The organism is Streptomyces sp. Ag109_G2-15 (genome assembly GCF_900215565.1).
In the GTDB taxonomy this organism is placed as follows: domain Bacteria; phylum Actinomycetota; class Actinomycetes; order Streptomycetales; family Streptomycetaceae; genus Streptomyces; species Streptomyces diastatochromogenes.
This window is the reverse complement of record NZ_OCNI01000002.1, coordinates 1,751,917-1,770,521: the sequence shown is the minus strand read 5'-3', so window position 1 is coordinate 1,770,521 and position 18,605 is coordinate 1,751,917. Positions and strand designations below refer to the sequence as shown.

Here is an 18,605-nt window from a genome sequence, read left to right as displayed (position 1 = left end):
GCCTGCCGACGAGCCGTCCGACCGCACCCGTTTCGCCCGCGCCCGACCCTGCCCGCCCGACCCCGGAAGGCCCGCATGACCACCGCCGCCCAGCCGACCCGGCAGTACGCCGTCGGCTCCCTCGTCCACGCCCGGGGCCGTGAGTGGGTCGTGCTGCCCGACTCCACACCCGACCTGCTCGTCCTGCGCCCGCTCGGGGGCGCCGACGACGACATCGCGGGCGTCCTGCCCGGCCTGGAGACCGTCGCCCCCGCCACCTTCGCCCCGCCCACCCCCTCCGACCTCGGCGACCAGCAGGCCGCCGGGCTGCTGCGCACCGCCCTGCGCATCGGCTTCCGCTCCGGCGCGGGCCCCTTCCGGTCGCTCGCCTCGATCGCCGTCGACCCCCGCCCCTACCAGCTGGTCCCGCTGCTGATGGCGCTGCGTCAGGACACCGTCCGGCTGCTGATCGCCGACGACGTCGGTATCGGCAAGACCGTGGAGGCCGGGCTGATCGCCGCCGAGCTGCTGGCGCAAGGCGACGCCCGAGGCCTGGTCGTGCTGTGCTCGCCCGCCCTGGCCGAGCAGTGGCGGGCCGAGCTGTACGGCAAGTTCGGCGTCGATGCCCGTCTCGTGCTGCCGTCCACGATCGGCCGTCTGGAGCGTGAGACCCCGTACGGCCAGTCGGTGTTCCGCCCGGACGGCGCGTACGTCGTCTCCACCGACTTCATCAAGTCCCCCCGCCACCGGGAGGACTTCCTGCGCCACTGCCCCGACCTGGTGATCGTCGACGAGGCGCACTCCTGCGTCTCCGACACCACGGTCGGCGCGTCCGCCCGCTCCTCCCAGCAGCGGTACGCGCTGCTGCGCGCCCTCGCCGACCGGACCGACCGCCACCTCCTGCTGGTCACGGCCACCCCGCACAGCGGCAAGGAAGAGCCCTTCCGCCGACTGATCGGCCTGCTCGACGACCGCCTGGCCGCCGTCCCCCTCGACACCGACGCGGGCCGCAGGCTGCTCGCCGAGTTCTTCGTGCAGCGCCGCCGCGCCGACATCCGCGAGGACTTCCAGGACGGCGCGCACTTCCCGTCCTCCCGGGACACCGCCGAGACCGCCTACACCCTGCACCGCGACTACAAGAAGCTCCTCGACGAGGTCCTGGCGTACGCCCGCGAGACCGTACGCGCGGCCGACGGCGCCCTCCAGCAGCGCCAGCGCTGGTGGTCCACCCTCGCCCTGCTGCGCACCCTGTCCTCCTCTCCGGCCGCCGCCGTGCAGTCCCTGAACACGCGCGCCGGCGTCGAGGAGGCGGACACCCCCGCAGAGGCTGACCGCACCGGGGAGCGCACCGTCTCCGACCCGGCCGACAGCGAGACCCCCGAGTCCGCGGACGCCGTACCGGGCACCCGCCTCCCCACCGCCACCGGTCCCACGGCCGCCGGCACCGAGGCCACCAGCACCGAGGTCGACGTCGAGGCCGACGACGAGGAGAAGGCCCGCCTGGTCGCCATGGCCGAATCGGCCAAGAAGCTCTATGGCCCGACCCGCGACGCCAAGCTGAAGAAGCTGATCACCACCGTCTCCGACCTCCTCGACCAGGGCTACCGCCCCATCGTCTTCTGCCGCTATATCGCGACCGCCGACTACGTGGCCGACCACCTCAAGAAAATCCTCAACAAGAAGGGCACCGAACACCCGGTCGCGGTCGCCTCCGTCACCGGCGAACTCTCGCCCGACCAGCGTGTCACCCGCATCGCCGAGCTGACCGGCACCGACGAGGAAGGCAACCCCGCGCCCGAGCGCCGCGTCCTGGTCGCCACCGACTGCCTCTCCGAGGGCGTCAACCTCCAGGAGTCCTTCGACGCGGTCCTCCACTACGACCTCGCCTGGAACCCGACCCGCCACGAACAGCGCGAGGGCCGCGTGGACCGCTTCGGCCAGCGCACCGACGTCGTCAAGGCGCTCACCCTGTACGGCGCCGACAACCCCGTCGACGGCATCGTCCTCAACGTCCTGCTCCGCAAGCACGAGCGCATCCGCCGCGTCACCGGCATCTCCGTGCCCGTGCCGCAGGAGTCCGAGAGCGCCATGCAGGCCGTCTTCGAGGGACTGATCCTGCGCGGCGAGCGGTCGCCGTACGAGCAGGAGGGGCTGTTCGCGCAGGAGGAGGTGGCCGAGCAGCTGGAGATCGCCTGGCAGTCCTCCGCCGAGCGGGAGAAGCGCTACCGCTCCCGCTACGCCCAGCTCACCATCAAGAAGGACGAGGTGGCCGCCGAGGTCGACGAGATCCGCGCCGCGCTCGGCACCGGCGAGGAGGTGAGGGACTTCACCCGCCGCGCCCTGGGCGCCCTGCGCGGCATGCCCGCCCCCACGAAGCAGGGCGGCTTCACCGCGCACACCGACGCCCTCCCGCAGGGCCTGCGCGACACCGTCTCGCACGCGCTCGGCCCCCGGCACCCCCGCCCGGTCGTCTTCCACGACGCCCCCAGCGCCCCGCGCGGCGAGGCCGCCCTCACCCGCACCGACCCGGTGGTCGCCGCCGTCGCCCGCTTCGTCCTGGATGCGGCCCTCGACGACGCCGGCAAGGTCCCCGAGTGGCAGCGCCCGGCCCGCCGCTGCGGAGTCGTCCGTACGAAGGCCGTGGAGCGGAACACCACGCTCCTGCTGGTGCGCCACCGCTTCCAGCTGAACCTGCCCGCCCGTGACGGCTCGGTGCGCGAGCAGCTCGCCGAGGATGCCCGCGTGGTCGCCTACCGAGGCAGGCCCGACGCCCCCGAGTGGCTGCCGGAGGACGAGGCCGTGGCCCTCCTCGACGCCCGTGCCACACAGAACACCGACCCCAGGTTCGCCACCGAGCACATCGCCGAGATCCTGGCTGCCCTGCCCGCGATCATGCCCCAACTACGGAACCAGTCGGCCGAGTTGGGCCGCACCCTGGAAGCTTCGCACCGCAGGGTCCGCACCGCCTCCCGCGCCCGCCTCGCGGGCCTGAAGGTCGTCCCCCAGGGCGACCCGGACATCCTGGGCGTGTACCACTACCGCCCGGCCCCGACGTTCCCCCAGGGAGTGGGCGCATGAGTACCGCCAGGACCCTCGTCACCGACTCCGTCGCCACCGTCGGCGGCCTCCTGCCGTACGACCTCCTGGTCCGGATCAAGGAGGGTAAGGAGCAGACCGGCTCCAAGCCCGCCGACTACCGCCTGTACGCCAAGGGCGACTCGGTACGGGACGCCGCCGAGCGCTCCTGGGGCTATCTGCGCGGCGTGTGGGCCGCCTACCAGGACGCCCTGACCCGCGACGGCGCCGACGCCGACCCCGGCGTGCACGCGGTCGGCGTCACCACCGAACGCTGGCTGCTGCCCCTCTTCGAGCAGCTCGGCTTCGGCGCCCTCACCCCCGTCCCCGCGCCCGGCCTGCCCTCCCACGACGGCGAGAAGGACTTCGAGGTCAGCCACCACTGGGCGCACGTCCCCGTCCACCTCACCGGCTGGAACGTCCCCCTCGACACGCGCACCACCGAACTGGCCAAGCAGGCCCCCCAGTCGATGGTGCAGGAGTACCTCAACCGCTCGGCGGACTCCACCCTCTGGGGCGTCCTCTCCAACGGCCGCCAGCTGCGCCTGCTGCGCGAGTCCGCCTCCCTCACCGGCGCCGCCTTCATCGAGTTCGACCTCCAGGCGATCTTCGACGGCGACCGCTCCGACGACTTCGTCCTCCTGTGGCGCCTGCTGCACCGCACCCGCTTCGAGCCCCGCACCGAGGGCGAGCCGGCCGCGACCTGCCCGCTGGAGAAGTGGCGCACCGAGGCCATCGACAGCGGCACCCGCGCGCTGAAGGAACTCCGCAAGGGCGTAGAGAAGGCCCTGACCGTGATCGGCACGGGCCTGATCGCCCACCCCGACAATGCCGACCTGCGCGACGCCCTGCGAACCCGCGACAAGAACGTCCGCGACGACCTCCACCCGGCCCTGCTGCGCCTCGCCTACCGCCTGCTGTTCCTCTTCGTCACCGAGGACCGCGACCTGCTCCTGCACCCCGAGGCCACGGAGCAGGCCCGCGAGACGTACGAGAAGTACTTCTCCACGGCCCGCCTGCGCCGCGTCGCCCGCCGCACCGGCACCCTCCACGGCGACCAGTGGCAGGCGCTGCGGCTGGTCATCGAGGGCCTCGGCACCCCCGGCGGCCGCCCCGAACTCGGACTCCCGGCGCTGGGCGGCCTGTTCGAGCCCACCGCCACGGACGCGATCCTGGACGGCCTCAGCCTGTCCAACCAGTCCCTGTACGAGGCCGTACGCGCCCTATCCGAGGTGTACGACGCCAAGCTGGGCCGCCCCCGCAAGGTCGACTACCGCCACCTCGGCGCCGACGAGCTCGGCTCGGTCTACGAGTCCCTGCTCGAACTGGAGCCGCGCCTCGGCGAGGGCAACGAGTACGTCCTGGCCAAGCTGGACGGCAACGACCGCAAGACGTCCGGCTCCTACTACACCCCGTCCCCCCTCATCGACTGCCTCCTCGACTCCACCCTCGACCCGGTCATCGACCAGGCCGTCAAGTCGGGTACGACGAAGAAGGAGCGCGAGGACGCACTGCTCGCCCTGACGGTGTGCGACCCGGCCTGCGGCTCCGGCCACTTCCTGGTCGCCGCCGCCCGCCGTATCGCCCGCCGCCTCGCCGAGATCCGCACGGACGATCCCGAGCCGAGCGCCGAGGACGTACGGCACGCGCTCCGCGACGTCATCGCGCGGTGCGTGTACGGCGTCGACCTCAACGAGATGGCCGTGGAGCTGGCCAAGGTGTCGTTGTGGATCGAGGCGATGAGGCCGGGCCGTCCGCTCACCTTCCTCGACGCCCACATCAAGCACGGCAACGGGTTGCTGGGCACGACCCCGAAGCTGCTGGCCGAGGGCCTGCCCGACGACGCGTTCAAGCCGCTGGAGGGCGACGAGCCGAAGCACGTCACCGATCTGAAGAAGCGCAACGCCGCGGAGCGGACCGCGTGGAAAATCGCGTTGCGCCACGGGGCGAACCAGGACGCCCTGTTCGCGGAGGAGGAAGTGCTGGCCGAGTCCAACTCGGCGTTCGGCGAGACGGTCTCGGCGATCACGGAGACGGACTCGCAGGAACTGGAGGACGTCCGGAACCAGGCCAAGGCGTACCGCGAGCTGACCACCTCCCCGGACTACATCCGGGCACTGGAGCTGGCCGACGCCTGGTGCGCGGCGTTCGTCTGGAAGAAGACGAAGACGGCGACGCCGCCCGCGCTGACCACGAAGTCCCTGCTGACCCTGCACTCCGAGGACGGCGGCGCGAGCCTGCCGGACGGCACGGTGAAGGAGGTCCTGCGGCTGCGGGAGGAGTACCGGTTCTTCCACTGGCACCTGGAGTTCCCGGAGGTGTTCCGGGTTCCGGCGGATGCGGGGGCGCCGGGAGTGGACGAGCGGACCGGGTGGAAGGGCGGGTTCAGTTGTGTGCTGGGGAATCCGCCGTGGGAGCGGGTCAAGCTCCAGGAGCAGGAGTTCTTCGCCACCCGTGACGAGAAGATCGCGAACGCCGCGAACAAGGCTGCCCGCGAGCGCATGATCGACGCGCTAGCCGAGAGCGAGGAGGAGACGGACCGCACGCTGCACACCGAGTTCATCGATGCGCGCCGCCTCTCCGAGGGCGTCAGCCATCTGCTGCGCGACTCGGGCCGCTTCCCACTGGCCGGACGCGGCGACGTCAACACGTACGCCGTCTTTGCCGAGGCCGCCTCCCTGGGCATCGCGCCGACCGGGCGGCTGGGCCTGGTCCTGCCGACCGGTATCGCCACCGACGCCACGACGGCGCCGTTCTTCTCGGACCTGGTGCGTACCGCGCGGCTCGCGTCGTTCCTGGACTTCGAGAACGAGGCGTTCATCCTCAGCCGGGACGTGCACCACTCGGTGCGTTTCTCCCTGTTCACCGTCACCGGCGTCGGCGCGCGCGTCGACGAGGCGTCCTTCGCCTTCGGTACCCGGTACATGGAGGACCTGGACGGCCGGCGGTTCGCCATGCCCCCGGAGGAGATCCTGCTTGTCAACCCCAACACGGGCACCCTTCCGGTGTTCCGCACCCGGCGGGACGCGGAAATTACCCTCGGGATCTACCGCCGGGTCCCGGTGCTGATGAAGGAGCCGGACGAGAACGGCTGGGGCGGGACCAACCCGTGGGGTCTGACGTTCATGGCCATGTTCCACATGTCCAACGACTCCTACCTGTTCAAGGGCAAGCAGGAACTGGCGGACGAGGGCTGGCAGTTGACCGGCAACGTCTACACGCGCGTCGATGAAGAGGGGAAGAAACGCCGCTATCTCCCGCTGTACGAGGCGAAGATGCTCCACCACTTCGACCACCGCCTCGGCACGTACGAGGGCCAGACCCAGGCCCAGGCCAACGTCGGCACCCTCCCGCGCGTGACGCCGGAACAGCACGACGACCCCGACTTCGCTCCAATGCCCCGCTACTGGGTGCCGGAGCAGGATGTGGACTCCGGCAAGCGGGACAAGAAGGGGAACCGGATCATGTGGGCGGGGGTGGAGACGCGGCTGGCAGACAAGAAGTGGTACGAGAACTGGCTTCTGGGGTGGCGTGACGTGGCTCGGTCCACCGACACCCGAACCATGATCAGCTCGGCGCTTCCCGCTTATGGGGTAGGAGACAAGTTCCTGCTGGCCTTCGCGCCCGACGATGCTGCCGTTCTGCTCTCGGTCTTCAACTCGTTCGTCTTCGACTACGTGACCAGGCAGAAGCTGTCCGGCACCGCGTTGAAGTACTTCGTGCTGCGCCAGCTCCCTGCCGCCACGCGGGTTGAAATCGCGGCGTTGGATGGACTGCTCGGCGGTAACGCGATGAGCTGGATTACCTCACGCTCGTTGGAACTCTCGTACACATCCCAAGACATGCTTCCCTTCGCCAGGCACCACAGAGACGAGGGCGCCCCCTTCCGGTGGGACGGCGCACGCCGCGAACTTCTCCGTGCGGAGCTGGACGCGGCCCTGTTCCATGTGTACGGACTCAGTCACGCGGACGTGGAGTACGTGATGGACACGTTCCCCACGGTCAGAAAGCGGGAGGAGGCCCTACAGGGGACTTACCGAACCAAGGACCTCATCCTCGACATCTACGACCGTATGGAGAACGCGCGAGCGGCTGGCGACGAGTACCGAACGGTGCTGGACCCGCCGCCGGGGAAGGGCCCGCGTCACGAGGCCTGAGCGCCGCAGCCTCGGGCGGGTGGGTCAGAACCCGTCCCGCCCGAGGTCCGCGACGAACCCGGCCCACGCATCGTGGGTGAACGCGAGTTGCGGACCGTCGCTCCGTTCCTTGGAGTCCCGTACGCGGACGGCGGTCCCGTTGGCGGCGACCTCGACGCACGCACCTCCTTCGCCGCTGCTGTAGCTGCTCTTGAACCAGTCCAGCCGTGCGGGCTGTTCGGCGTTCATCGGTCTCCCAGCATCTTCTCGATCAGGGTCAGTGACTCTTCTGGCGTGAGCGCCTGCGCCCTGATGCTGCCGTAGCGTGTGGCAAGGATACGGACCTCGTCCGGGTCGGTGATCAGACGGCTGATGTGCTGCACCTCCAGATAGGCCACCTGTGGCTTGCCCTTCGGCGTGAGCATGATGAACGGCCCGCCCAGGCTGGGGTGTTCCTTGCGGTCCATCGGCAGCACCTGGAGTTCGACGCTGCGCAGTCTGCCGAACCTCAGCAGTGCTTCAAGTTGCTCGTAATGAACGTCCCACCCACCGAGCGGGCGGCGCAAGACTGATTCCTCGATGGTGAACGTCGTGAACGGCGGTGGCCAACGCTTGAAGATCTCCTGGCGGTCCAACCGTGCGGCCACGCGCTGTTCGACGGTCTCCTCGTCCAACAGGGGTTGCCGCGTCCGGAACACCACCTGAGCGTGCGCCTTGGTCTGCAAGAGCCCGGGAACGGCGAGCGCGCTGTAGTCGTGGAGCTCAACCGCCTCCGCCTCCAAACGCGCATAATCCCTGAACCACTCCGGATGCCGCACCCTCCTCCTAGCCCGCGCCCGCTCCACATCCTCCGCCGCAGACGCCAGCAGCCCCCCCGCACTCCAGCAACTCATCCACCGCGACCAGCAGTTCAGGCTGAGGTGTCCGCCGCCCCCGCTCCACGGACGAGATGGTCTCCTTCCCGTACCCGAGCCGGTCGCCCAGCTCCTTTTGGCTCATCCCGGCCCGCACCCGCGCGACCTTGATCTGTCGCCCGAGCGCCTGGAACAGGTCGGCCACCTCGTCCGTGCCGTCCGCCTCACCGCCGGTGGGAACCCCCGAACCGCCCGCCTGTGCCGCCATCCCGTACCACCGCCCACTTCCGTCGTACCAGGGGCGAACCGCCGAATGTCCGGCCAGGTCACGGCCGTACGCCCGTACATCCCGCCCTCCGCCCCGGGACAGTCACCCTCCGTACCGCCCCGCACCCTCCACACAGTAGAAGCACTCCGTCACTCTCGGTGAGGTGATCCAGCAAACCGTCACCGTCACCGGTGAACCGACCGCCACCACCCACCACTTCCGCCTCACGTTCCCCACCAGCAGACATGGCGCCCACACCGCTCGCCACGCAGCCGAGCGCTGGCTCGCCGACCAGCGGGACTGCCCGAAGGTCGCGGCCGGCGACGAGGGCGCGGCCACGGCCTCCCTCCTCATCGCGGAACTCGCCGCGAACGCCGCCCTGCACGGCCGCGAACGGGGCCGCCACGCCCGCCTCGCCCTGACCCTCACGCCCGCCACCCTGCGCATCGAGGTCACGGACGCCCGGGGTGACCGCCTGCCCGAACCGGCACCAGGCAGAGACGGCGACGGAGATGGGGACGGTGAGTCGGGGCGCGGCCTGCTCCTCGTCGCCTCGCTTGCCGATGCCTGGGGATGCGAGCCCCACCATCCCGGCGGCAAGACAGTCTGGGCGGAGTGCGGCCGGCGTGAACCCGCGCTCAAGGGGGGCGCGTGACCTCAACTATGCATCTGCTCGCAGAAGTTGGGTATTGACGGTGATCGTGAACGGCCTTCACGCTTAACAGGTAATCGTGAAGGCCGTTCACGGGGAGATGTCATGGAAGGCATGCCCGAGGCGAATGACCAACTCGTCGGACTGTTCGAAGTGGCGGAGATGGCGGGGGTCGGTCGGACGGTCGTAGCGAATTGGCGCGCCCGTGACAAACACTTTCCCGCTCCCGTCGCGGACCTGCGAAGCGGGCCGGTTTTCCGGGCGAGTCAGATTCAGCGCTACCTCAAACGGAGGAATAAGCACATGGCCGCCAAAGCTCATGTCATCTCGACCATCAATCTCAAGGGCGGCGTCGGGAAGACCACCACCACGGCCGGACTCGCGGAGTTCCTCTCTGCGGAGTTCCGCAAGCGGGTCCTGGTGGTCGATCTCGACCCGCAGACCAATCTGACCACGGTCCTGATCGGGGAGGAGAAGTGGGAGGAGCTCAACGACGAGGGATACACCCTGGCGACCCTATTCAAGGACGCCCTCCGGCCCGAGGACGAGCCTCTCGAGTTCGACCTGGAGAAGACACTCCAGCGCAATGTCTCTTCGGTGGATGCGGTGACGAAGGTGGACCTCCTGCCTTCTTCGCTGGACCTCATCGACGTCCAGGATCGCCTGGCGTCCATGCCCAGGGGGCGTTTCCACGCCAACAACCCCACCGATCTCCTGCGCAAGGCGATCCGGAAGATCATTGATGACTATGACTACGTGCTCGTCGACTGCCCTCCCAACCTCGGCATCGTCACTCTGAACGGTCTGCGCATCTCCGAGGGATACATCATCCCGACCATCCCTGATGTCCTGTCCACCTACGGCATTCCTCAGATCCAGCGGCGAGTGCGGGCCTTCGCGGACGACCTGGGGGAGACCATCAAAGAGATCGGCATCGTCATCACGAAATACAAGGCCAATTCGACGGTCCACTGGAACACCGTCAGGCGACTTCAGGGCGACAAGAAGCTCCCCGCCGTGCTGCCGACCTTCATCCCCGAGAAGAACGACATCGCCGGTTCGGCGGAGTTCGTCGGTCGCGGTACCCTGCGGCAGAAGTACGGCTACCAGGGCGGGTTCGACGCTTTCCGCGGCATGACGCAGGAGTTCATCGAACTGGTCGAGGAGAAGGCGTGACCGAGCAGAGCGACAGTCGGCCTGACGGCAACGGTCTCCTGAACGCCCAGGTGCGGGAGGCCGAAGAAGCCCTGACCAAGCTCGGCGCCTCCGACCCGGAGCTCGCGGCGACGCTCGCACGTGTCCTCGGCGTGGTGGCGTCCGAAGCCGCACGCACGACACGCTTCGCCCGAGCACTGGCCAAGGCGCTGACACCTCCCGATTCGCAGACCGCACCTCGGCCGGCAGAACGCCCGAGGCGTAGCCGACGAGCTCCGGGAGTGATCGACCCGTTCGCGGTGTTCGCCGAAACCGGCGAGACGGGACTCCGTTCGAGCCTGAGTGAGCTCGGCCTCGAACAATTGCGGGACATCGTCTCCGAACATGGGATGGACCACGACCGGCTGGCGCTGAAGTGGAAGGACCCTCAACGGGTCATCGACCGCATCGTGGAACGCGTCGAATCGCGGACAGCCAAGGGAGCCGCCTTCCGGGGACGGCCGGAGCAGCCCGCGCTGCGACACGACGAGGCCGTCGGCCCGGCGGCCGAGGACTCGTCGCCCTGAGGCAACCGGGCGCGACGCGGCAAACGCCTCGCGTCCGCCACCCAGGCCAAGGCCATCCGCATCGAGCGGCGCGTACAGGACCGCACCGTCCTGCTGTTCGACGATCTGTTCACCACCGATCGGCAGATGCAGGCCGTTGCCTGCCTGTTGCGGGAGGCGGGCGCGACCGAGGTGAGGGGCTTGGTCCTCGCTCGCGCCCCTTGGCGAGGGGCGGACCGCCAGGGGGCGCTCTTCGACTCGTGACGGTCGACTGGTGCCCCCTGGGTCCCCGACTCAGACCGTGTCCCGGCTCTCCCAGCGGTCCCGGACCCACATCAGAGCCTCGACGAGCAGCTCTCGGTTGCGATCCTTCTCCAGAACGGACAGAGGGAAGCTGGGGTCCGGTCCCCGGCCCGGCTCTCTCTCCTGAAGGTCGATACCTTCAAGTTCGTTGAGAAGCCTGAGGAATTCGGCACGCAGGGCGGGGTGGGCGGACGGCTCCGTTACCGCCAGCCACTGGAAGTTGAGATAGGCCGTGCCGCCCAGTCCGCAGCCAGGGGTGAAGCCCATCGGTGAGATCACACTGTCTGGGGCGCCCGCCTCCTCCAGGGTGAGTATCGCACCGCTGCCGCTGGCCTTCGTGCCGCCGGGGTGGTACACGGTGCCGCCGATTTCTTCCCAGCGTGCGAGGAGGCCGCGCACCGCCTCCACCGTCCCCGGCGAATTGTCCTCCGCGAGCTCACGGAAGAACCGCCTCTCGGGGGAGTTCTCCGCCACGAGCTGCAGGTAGAACGAGTCGGCGTCCGTCTCCTCACCCTGGCTCTCCGGGGCGCTCTGCGCTGTGTCCTCCTCGCTGTCGGCCGGGTCGTCGGCTTCGCTGACCAGCGACGCAAGCTCGTCGGCGGAGAGGCGCTGCGCCGGATCGGCTGCCCCGCCGGCCGTGAAGCGCACGCCGTCGTCGCTCAGCCGGGCGCGGACGTCTCCTCCCGCGTCCTGAGGCGCCCAGCGGAAGCCGTCGGAGACCTTGCCCTCGGAGGTGAGCACCCGGTACGCGTTGGCCACCCCTGGCGTATTAGCCAGATGATTGCCCACGGCCTGGGCGCCGGAGCCGATGAAGGCCGCGAGATCGCCGTACGACGTCCAGGTGCCGTGGGGGAGCGCGGCGAGCACCTGGTGGGCCAGGTTCCAGTCCCGGCTCCGCTCCGCTCGGCCGACTCCGCGCAGCGGGGCCGGCCACAGCGCGATCGCGCGGTCGGCGAGTTCGTCGGCACGGGCGCGGATCTCGTCCGCGCCCCACCGCTCTGTGGTGGCGATGCGGCGGTTCATCTCCAGATGGCTGCCCTGGAGCAGGCCCTGCTTGCGCTCGAAGGGGTGATTGGACAGCTCCGAGTTGACCGCGGTGAGCGTCAGGTTCCCAAGCGTGTGCTGAAGCCGGGAGTGCAGGTCCTCCGCGCTCTCGCCGTCGACCACGTCCTCGCTCAGCATCCGGAGCCACTCGTCGCCCGGCGACTGCGGCATGACATGCTCGATGGTGAGCTGCGCGGTGGCGAAGTCGACCGGTTCGGGATGCTCGTAGCTTTCCTCCAGCCGCTGGAGCACCATCTTGCGCTGGTGCCCGCGGCCGAACTTGTAGAAGGGCGCCGTCCGGACCTTCTCGCGCAGCTCGTCGTCATCGGGCCAGAAGCGGTTCTCTGCGGAGAGGAGCTGGTGCAGCCCGTCGGCGACAGCCACGTCCAGCGGGAGCTGCCCAGGCACTGCCTGGAAAATCCTGTTGAGGTTGTTCGTCGGCACCCGGCACATCATCCGGCGCACCAGGAAGCTCTCGATGTACGACATCGCGCGGGCCGTGTCCGCAGAGTTCAGCTCCCCGCGCTGACGCCGGTCGAGCAGCAGCATCAGCGCGGGATAGGTGACCTGGGCCTGCCAGGTGTCCAGCCGGTGCAAATGGGCGCGGACCGCTTCGTTCGCCTCCTCCTCGGGGTGGAGAAGCCGACGGAAGAGGGCGCCGCGCCGGTACAACTCCTTGATGTACGCCTCGATCTCCGCCTCGCTGACCTCACCCCGCTCGAAGCGCTGCTGCTGAGCCGCGTACAGGTCCTGGCGGCGAACCCGGTCGTCCCCGTCGAGCACCAACTGAAGCCACATGAGCTGTTCCAGCTCGTCGTTGCTCAGACTGTCCTGCAGCGGAAGCCAGTAGGTCTCGTAGATGTGCTCACCGCGGGTGGGCAGCCGCATGAACAGGTAGTTGCGCAGCAGGTCGGCCTGGCTCAGCTTGAGGCCGGTGTTGTTGAGGGACTCGAAGATGCGGTGCACGTTGTCCGCGCGTTCGGCTGTCACCGCCACCAAGGTGAGCCGGGAGGTGATGGCCTCCTCGATGCGGAGCACGTCCTGCGGGGCGGCCGGATCGGCGGCCTCGACGAGCTTGCGGCGGAAGAAGCCGTAGGCGGCGGCGACGGCTCCGCCGGCGGCCTGCTCCGAGAGCGGCCCGCGAACGTATGCCGCGAACTGCGCCCGGTCAGCCTGGGTCGGCAGTAGCCGGAGGCGATCGCTGCCGTTCTTGCGCTTGTTGATGAGGTATTCCTCGTCGATGCGCTCGGCCTCATCGGGCTCGCCGTCCGCTATGTGGTCGCGGATCGCGGCCAGGGCGAGCGACAGCGTGGTCAGCCGCTGCTGACCGTCGACGACGAGCCAGCGGGGGAACGTCGCTTCGTTCTGCGGCGACGGCGCGAGCACCACGGACCCCAGGAAGTGTGTGCTCGCCTTCTCCCCGGACTCCAGCAGCTCGGCCTGCTCCAGGATGTCGGTCCACAACTGTCTGAGCTGCTTCTCCGTCCAGGAGTAAGTCCGCTGATAGAGCGGCACCTGGAACTGCTGTGCCCTGCCCTGGACGAGATCGGCGAACAGCGTCTCCTTCGCCTGCACGGCGTCCCCCTCGGTGATCGGTTCGGTCGTAGCGCGTGGGAAGGACCTTAGGGCTTCCCGCTGACAGTCAGGGGCGTTTCAAGCCCTCGTCCAGGCATGCGCACCACAGCGCGTGGGCCCGGTCCATCTCGTCCAGTGCCGCCCGGGTGAACCGGGCTTCCATGAAGGCTCGGTCGACGATCCGTGCCGTGAGTGAGACCAGGTGCGCCGCGACCTGTTCCACCCGCTCCCCGCGCACCCGGTCCTGAACCCGTTCCAGGCGTTCCTGACGTTCCCACAGGTCGGCGAGGCTCGCGCCCAGCTCTTCCTCGTCGTCGTACACGGACGGCACGCGGGGCAGCAGGTCGGCGGTGAGAGCGGGGACGGAGTCCAGGGTGGCCGGCTCGTCCGGTCCATCGTTGCCGAGGATGCGGTTGGCGATCGTACGGACGGCCTCGGAGCGTTCGACGCGCGCCGCCTGGGCCCGCAGGGCGCCGAGCAGTGCCGGGACCTCGGCCCGGGCCCGGCGCCGCAGGGTCTCCGCGAGTGCGGTCGTCAGGTCCTCGCCCAGGTCCGAGGCGTCGTCAAGTACGTCGTTCGCCGCGCCGACCTCCTCGAAGGCGCGCTGCGCGGTGCGGGCCGCCTCGGTGAGCAGGGTGATGTCCTCGGCGGTCGGCTTCACGCCCGCCTTCAGCCGGGTCACAGCCGCGTCCAGGTCCACGCAGTCGTCTTCCAGGGCGAGTTGGCCGTCCGTATCCGGTTCCAGCAGTGTCATCTCCCCAACAACCCCCGCGCTCGCGATGCCCCTGTGTCGTGCGGCACTCCTGTGACGAATCATGGAGGTTTTCGTAAACTGAGTCAACAGATACTCTGTCGGTCGGTGTTGTCGAAGGGTGGGGAACATGCCGCAGATCGCGATCACCAACACGTTCTGGGAGGGCGTCGACCGGCTGGACAAGCCGGCCCGCGCCCGCGTCCACAAGGCGATGGCCAAGTTCCAGCAGCTGACGGTCCCACAACTCCACGCGGACAAGGGGCTGCACCTGGAATCGGTGGTGAGCTCGCGCGACCCGCGGATGCGGACCATCCGCGTCGACGACGGCCTGCGGATAGTGCTGCTCGCGCCAGACGACGGCAGCGACCTCTTCGTCTTCGTCCACGTCGTCCCCCACGACAAGGCCTACTCCTGGGCCCGCCGACGGCTCTACACGGTCAACTCCGTGACCCGCTGCCTCGAAGTACGCGACCTGACCGCCATGGAGCAGATCACCCCGCTCTTCGCTCAGGAGGCCGCCGCGGCCCCCCAACTCCTGTTCGCCCCCTGGTCGGACACCGTCCTGCGGCACCTCGGCGTCGACGACGTCACCCTGCGCGCCGCACGCACCGTCACCGGCAAGGCGCAGCTGGAGGCGTTCGGGTCGCTGATGCCGGAGGACCAGTACGAGGCGCTGTGGCTGCTCGCCGAGGGCCTCGACCCCGACGACATCTACCGGGACCTCGTGGCCGTACGCCAGAAGACGACCGTCGCCGAGAGCGCGGCGGGGGAGGACACCGCCGGGGACGACCTGGCCGCCGCCGTCACCCGCACCCGCAGCCGCATCGCGCTCGTCACCGGCCCCGACGAACTCGCCGACATCCTGACCAAGCCCTTCGCCGCGTGGCGGATCTTCCTCCACCCCACCCAGCGGCGCATCGCTTACCGGCCCGCCTATGCCGGTCCCGCCCAGATCACCGGAGGCCCCGGCACCGGAAAGACGGTCGTCGCCCTGCACCGGGTCAAGCACCTCCTGGACCGGGCACCCGACACACGCGTCCTCCTCACCACCTACACCGGAGCCCTGGCTCGCTCCCTCCAGAGCAGCCTCGCCCTGCTGCTCGACCACGACCCGGCGCTGCTCGCCCGTGTCGACGTCACCACCGTCGACGCCGTCGCCCACCGCGCCGTACGGCAACTGCGCGGCAACCCGGGGACCACGCTCGGCGACCGGGACGAGCGCACCCGCTGGCAGCGCGTGGCCCGCCGCCTCGAACTGCCCTGGAACGAGGCGTTCCTGTCCCAGGAGTACCGGCATGTGGTCCTCGCCCAGGACCTGCGGAGCGAGGAGCAGTACCTGGCCTGCGAACGGCGTGGACGCGGCAGCGCGCTCGGGCAGGCCCAGCGGCGGCGCGTGTGGGAGGCCGTGACCCTGTTCGAGGACGGCCTGGCCCGTGACCGGGCGCATACCTGGCTCCAGGTCTGCGCCGAGGCCACCCGGCTGCTGCGCGACAAGCCGGGTGCGGGACCGTCGTACGACCATGTCGTCGTGGACGAGGCGCAGGACCTGCACCCGGCGCAGTGGCGCCTGCTGCGGGTCCTGGCCCCCGACGGACCTGACGACCTGTTCGTCACCGGCGACCCGCATCAGCGGATCTACGACGCCCGGGTCTCGCTGCGCTCCCTCGGTATCTCCGTCGCGGGACGCAGCGGACGACTGCGCGTCAACTACCGCTCCACCGAGGAGATCCTGCGCTGGGCCCGCGGCCTGCTCGACAGCGAGCCCGTCGCCGACCTGACCGGCGACGCCCACGACACCCTCACCGGATACCGCTCGCTGCTGCACGGCGCACAGCCCGTGTGTGAGGGGCACGGGAGTGAGAACGAGGAGGCCGACGCCGTCGTGCGCCGAGTGCGCGACTGGATGGACGCCGGGGTCGCGCCCTCGGACATCGCCGTCTGCGTCCGCTTCAACACCCTGGCGGGCAAGCTCGGCGACCGCCTCGCCGCGGCCGGCATCCCCGTGGTGCGGGTGCGGGACGGGGAACCGGAGAGCGCGGTCGGGGTACGGGTGTCGACGCTGCACAGCATGAAGGGGCTGGAATACCGGTGCGTCGCCGTCGCCGGGGTCACCCGCTCCGCCTTCCCGTTCGCGCCGGCCGTCACCCCGGCCGAGGTGGACCGCATCCAGCACACCACCGACCTGGCCGCCGAGCGATGCCTGCTGTTCGTCGCCTGCACCCGGGCGCGGGAGGCGCTGTATGTGTCGTACAGCGGGCGGGCCAGTGAGTTCCTCGACGGGGCGAGCTGACGCCCTGAGCAGCGCTGCATCTCAACCGGTCGCCACGGAGTTCCCGCCCCTGGGGACCTGCCGCCGTCGGGGTGCGGTGGTGAGCTGGCGGCCGTCGTGGATGACCCGGAACAGTCCCTCCTCCACCAGCACCACGACCGTCCCCCCTCTCAGACCGGCGCCAATGCTGATCTTCCGGCCCTCGACCGTGATGTGCCCGGAGGAGTCCACACGGTGTCGCTCGCTGGTGAAAGTCAGTGGGACGGTGGAATCGGAGAAAGAGGCGGCGGTCGCGGGAAGGACAGAGGACTTCGCTACCGTAGGTACGGCCGCCTTCCTGGTGGGGAGAGGACGGACGCGGCTCGGTGCCACCGCACGAGCCGGGAGAACGGAACCGGACAACTTGTAGGCGACGACCAGGTCGCGCAGTACCTCGGTGGCCACCTTCTCGATCTGGCGCACCCGCTCTCGGGTGACCCCGAGCTGCCAGCCGATGGCGTCGAGGGTCAGGCCGGAGCCACCCTTTTGCAGACCATGGCGTAGAGCGAGTACCTGTGCCTCACGCGGGGACAGTCGGCCGAGCAGGCGATGCACTTCGTCCGGTGTCAAGTTCATGTAGTCGGGTTCGTCTTCCAAACTCTGCGGCTCCCGCGTCGTACGGTCGAACTCCTCATGCAGCGCGTCGTCACCGATCGCCTCGGCCAGTGCCTCCAGCGGGACTGTGCAGCGCACCCGCGACAACAGTTTCCCTGCTTCCTCGGCGGATGTCCCGGCACGGGCAGCCACCTCGGCAAGGGCGTCGGCCGGTGAGTCGTGCCCCAGCTCGCGAGCGGCGCGGTGCAGCGTGTTCAAGGTCTCGTGAGCGTGCACCGGTACCCGGATAGTGCGGCTCTGGTCGGCTATGGCGCGTGTGATGGCCTGACGGATCCAATGCACAGCGTAGGTCGAGAACTTGTTGCCCTTCTGGTAGTCGAACATCTCGACGGCATGGAGCAGGCCCAGGTTTCCCTCCTGGATCAGATCCAGCAGCTCGAAGCCACACCACGTGTGCTTGAGGGCTACGCTCACCACGAGGCGCAGGTTCGCCTCTGTGAATTCGTGGAACGCTTGTTCCCCGAGGGCTTGGATCAGCTTCAGCTCTCGGCGCAGTTTCGGAGCCAGCCGTACGTGGTCCTGGGCCAGTTTCTCCCGCGCCAGGACTCCCGCCTCGATGGCTCTTGCCAATTCGGCTTCGCGCTGCCGGGACAACAGCGGGAACGTCGCGATCTGGTCACGGTAATACCAGTACGCATTGAACTCCGCTTGCCACGGAGCCCCTTCAGGGTCTTCCGGCTCAACTGGGTGCATGCGCATAGGAATCGGCTGCACGCTAGGGACGGGAGTAGCCGCCTGCTCGGCGGACGTCTCCTCGGGGTCCTCCACTTGCGCCGGAGGCACCGGATCGGGGTCAGGGCGCAGCGCTCGTATGGTCAGCGCGGCGAGGTCCAGCCTGCTGTCCGGGCCCACCTCGATGGTGAATCGGGGCGTCGGTGTTCCTGCTACCGGTCCGGTCAGGACCCGCGGCTGAGCAGGGACTTTGGCCGCCGTGCCCATGGGCGTCAGGGAGGACGGACGGGACGCAACTGCTGGGCCGCCGTGCAGAGCGAACGCGGCCACCGCGGCCGGAGGCAATGCAATCCCTTCCGCCATCACCTGGCTCAGCACCTCGGCCACCACCGCGGAATCCACTCCGACCAGCAGCCCCCGCAAGGCCACCGGAGTCAGGGCTCGCTGTGATCCCGCGGCAGCCACCAGGGCCTCATGCAGTACGGCCTGTGCCCCGGCCTCGATGTCCGTCGTCATCAGCGTGCCCCCATGTGTCCTGCAGCGGTGCGACGAGCCTTCTCGCATTGCATCACCCGCCACTGACAATCAGCCACACCCCCGCTGGAGGGCGCACCGTTCACCTGCGGATTCCCCCTGCTCCTTATGTGAAGGAATGGTAGAACGTACAACG

The 18,605-nt window shown here is 69.4% G+C and carries 10 protein-coding genes and 1 pseudogene; 6 read left to right on the top strand and 5 right to left on the bottom strand.

The genetic code is table 11. The features are described from left to right. The first annotated feature begins 75 nt into the window (after nucleotides 1-75). Both CRP49_RS44335 and CRP49_RS44330 read left to right on the top strand, forming a co-directional pair. Nucleotides 76-3,057, top strand: a complete 2,982-nt coding sequence (locus tag CRP49_RS44335) for a helicase-related protein (RefSeq protein ID WP_097258983.1) — start codon at nucleotides 76-78, stop codon at nucleotides 3,055-3,057. Continuing rightward, complete coding sequence (locus CRP49_RS44330; RefSeq protein WP_097258982.1) at nucleotides 3,054-7,211, top strand: Eco57I restriction-modification methylase domain-containing protein; 4,158 nt, start codon at nucleotides 3,054-3,056, stop codon at nucleotides 7,209-7,211. The genes CRP49_RS44335 and CRP49_RS44330 overlap by 4 nt, the downstream gene beginning before the upstream one ends. A 24-nt stretch (nucleotides 7,212-7,235) precedes the next feature. On the opposite strand, the gene CRP49_RS44325 is transcribed toward CRP49_RS44330, so the two are convergent. Together CRP49_RS44325 and CRP49_RS44320 are read right to left on the bottom strand one after the other, a co-directional pair. Then, the gene (locus tag CRP49_RS44325) at nucleotides 7,236-7,439 is read right to left on the bottom strand and encodes a DUF397 domain-containing protein (RefSeq protein WP_097258981.1); all 204 of its coding nucleotides are present in this window, start codon (nucleotides 7,437-7,439) and stop codon (nucleotides 7,236-7,238) included. After that, nucleotides 7,436-8,312: pseudogene (locus CRP49_RS44320) on the bottom strand (Scr1 family TA system antitoxin-like transcriptional regulator). The gene CRP49_RS44325 and the pseudogene CRP49_RS44320 overlap by 4 nt, the downstream one beginning before the upstream one ends. Before the next feature lie 163 nt (nucleotides 8,313-8,475). Here CRP49_RS44320 and CRP49_RS44315 point away from each other — a divergent pair. The 3 genes from CRP49_RS44315 (at nucleotide 8,476) to CRP49_RS44305 (ending at nucleotide 10,685) form a co-directional block, all read left to right on the top strand. Further along, on the top strand, nucleotides 8,476-8,967 hold the full coding sequence (locus tag CRP49_RS44315; RefSeq protein ID WP_097258980.1) for an ATP-binding protein: 492 nt from the start codon (nucleotides 8,476-8,478) through the stop codon (nucleotides 8,965-8,967). Nucleotides 8,968-9,069: 102 nt separating this feature from the next. Continuing rightward, on the top strand, nucleotides 9,070-10,140 hold the full coding sequence (locus CRP49_RS44310) for a ParA family protein (protein WP_218893028.1): 1,071 nt from the start codon (nucleotides 9,070-9,072) through the stop codon (nucleotides 10,138-10,140). Continuing rightward, on the top strand, nucleotides 10,137-10,685 hold the full coding sequence (locus tag CRP49_RS44305; RefSeq protein WP_097258978.1) for a hypothetical protein: 549 nt from the start codon (nucleotides 10,137-10,139) through the stop codon (nucleotides 10,683-10,685). The genes CRP49_RS44310 and CRP49_RS44305 overlap by 4 nt, the downstream gene beginning before the upstream one ends. A gap of 273 nt (nucleotides 10,686-10,958) precedes the next feature. On the opposite strand, the gene CRP49_RS44295 is transcribed toward CRP49_RS44305, so the two are convergent. Both CRP49_RS44295 and CRP49_RS44290 read right to left on the bottom strand, forming a co-directional pair. Next, a complete protein-coding gene (locus CRP49_RS44295) occupies nucleotides 10,959-13,586 on the bottom strand; it encodes a DUF262 domain-containing protein (RefSeq protein ID WP_097258977.1) in 2,628 nt (875 codons plus the stop codon). 67 nt (nucleotides 13,587-13,653) lie between these two features. Continuing rightward, nucleotides 13,654-14,340: a hypothetical protein gene (locus CRP49_RS44290; protein ID WP_097258976.1), complete on the bottom strand. Its 687-nt coding sequence runs from the start codon at nucleotides 14,338-14,340 to the stop codon at nucleotides 13,654-13,656. A gap of 127 nt (nucleotides 14,341-14,467) precedes the next feature. On the opposite strand from CRP49_RS44290, the gene CRP49_RS44285 reads away from it, so the two are divergent. Beyond that, the gene (locus CRP49_RS44285) at nucleotides 14,468-16,630 is read left to right on the top strand and encodes a UvrD-helicase domain-containing protein (protein WP_097258975.1); all 2,163 of its coding nucleotides are present in this window, start codon (nucleotides 14,468-14,470) and stop codon (nucleotides 16,628-16,630) included. A 21-nt stretch (nucleotides 16,631-16,651) separates the two neighbouring features. Here the strand turns inward: CRP49_RS44285 and CRP49_RS44280 are convergent, their stop codons facing one another. After that, complete coding sequence (locus CRP49_RS44280) at nucleotides 16,652-18,451, bottom strand: RNA polymerase sigma factor RpoD/SigA (RefSeq protein WP_097258974.1); 1,800 nt, start codon at nucleotides 18,449-18,451, stop codon at nucleotides 16,652-16,654. Between the last annotated feature and the right edge of the window lie 154 nt (nucleotides 18,452-18,605).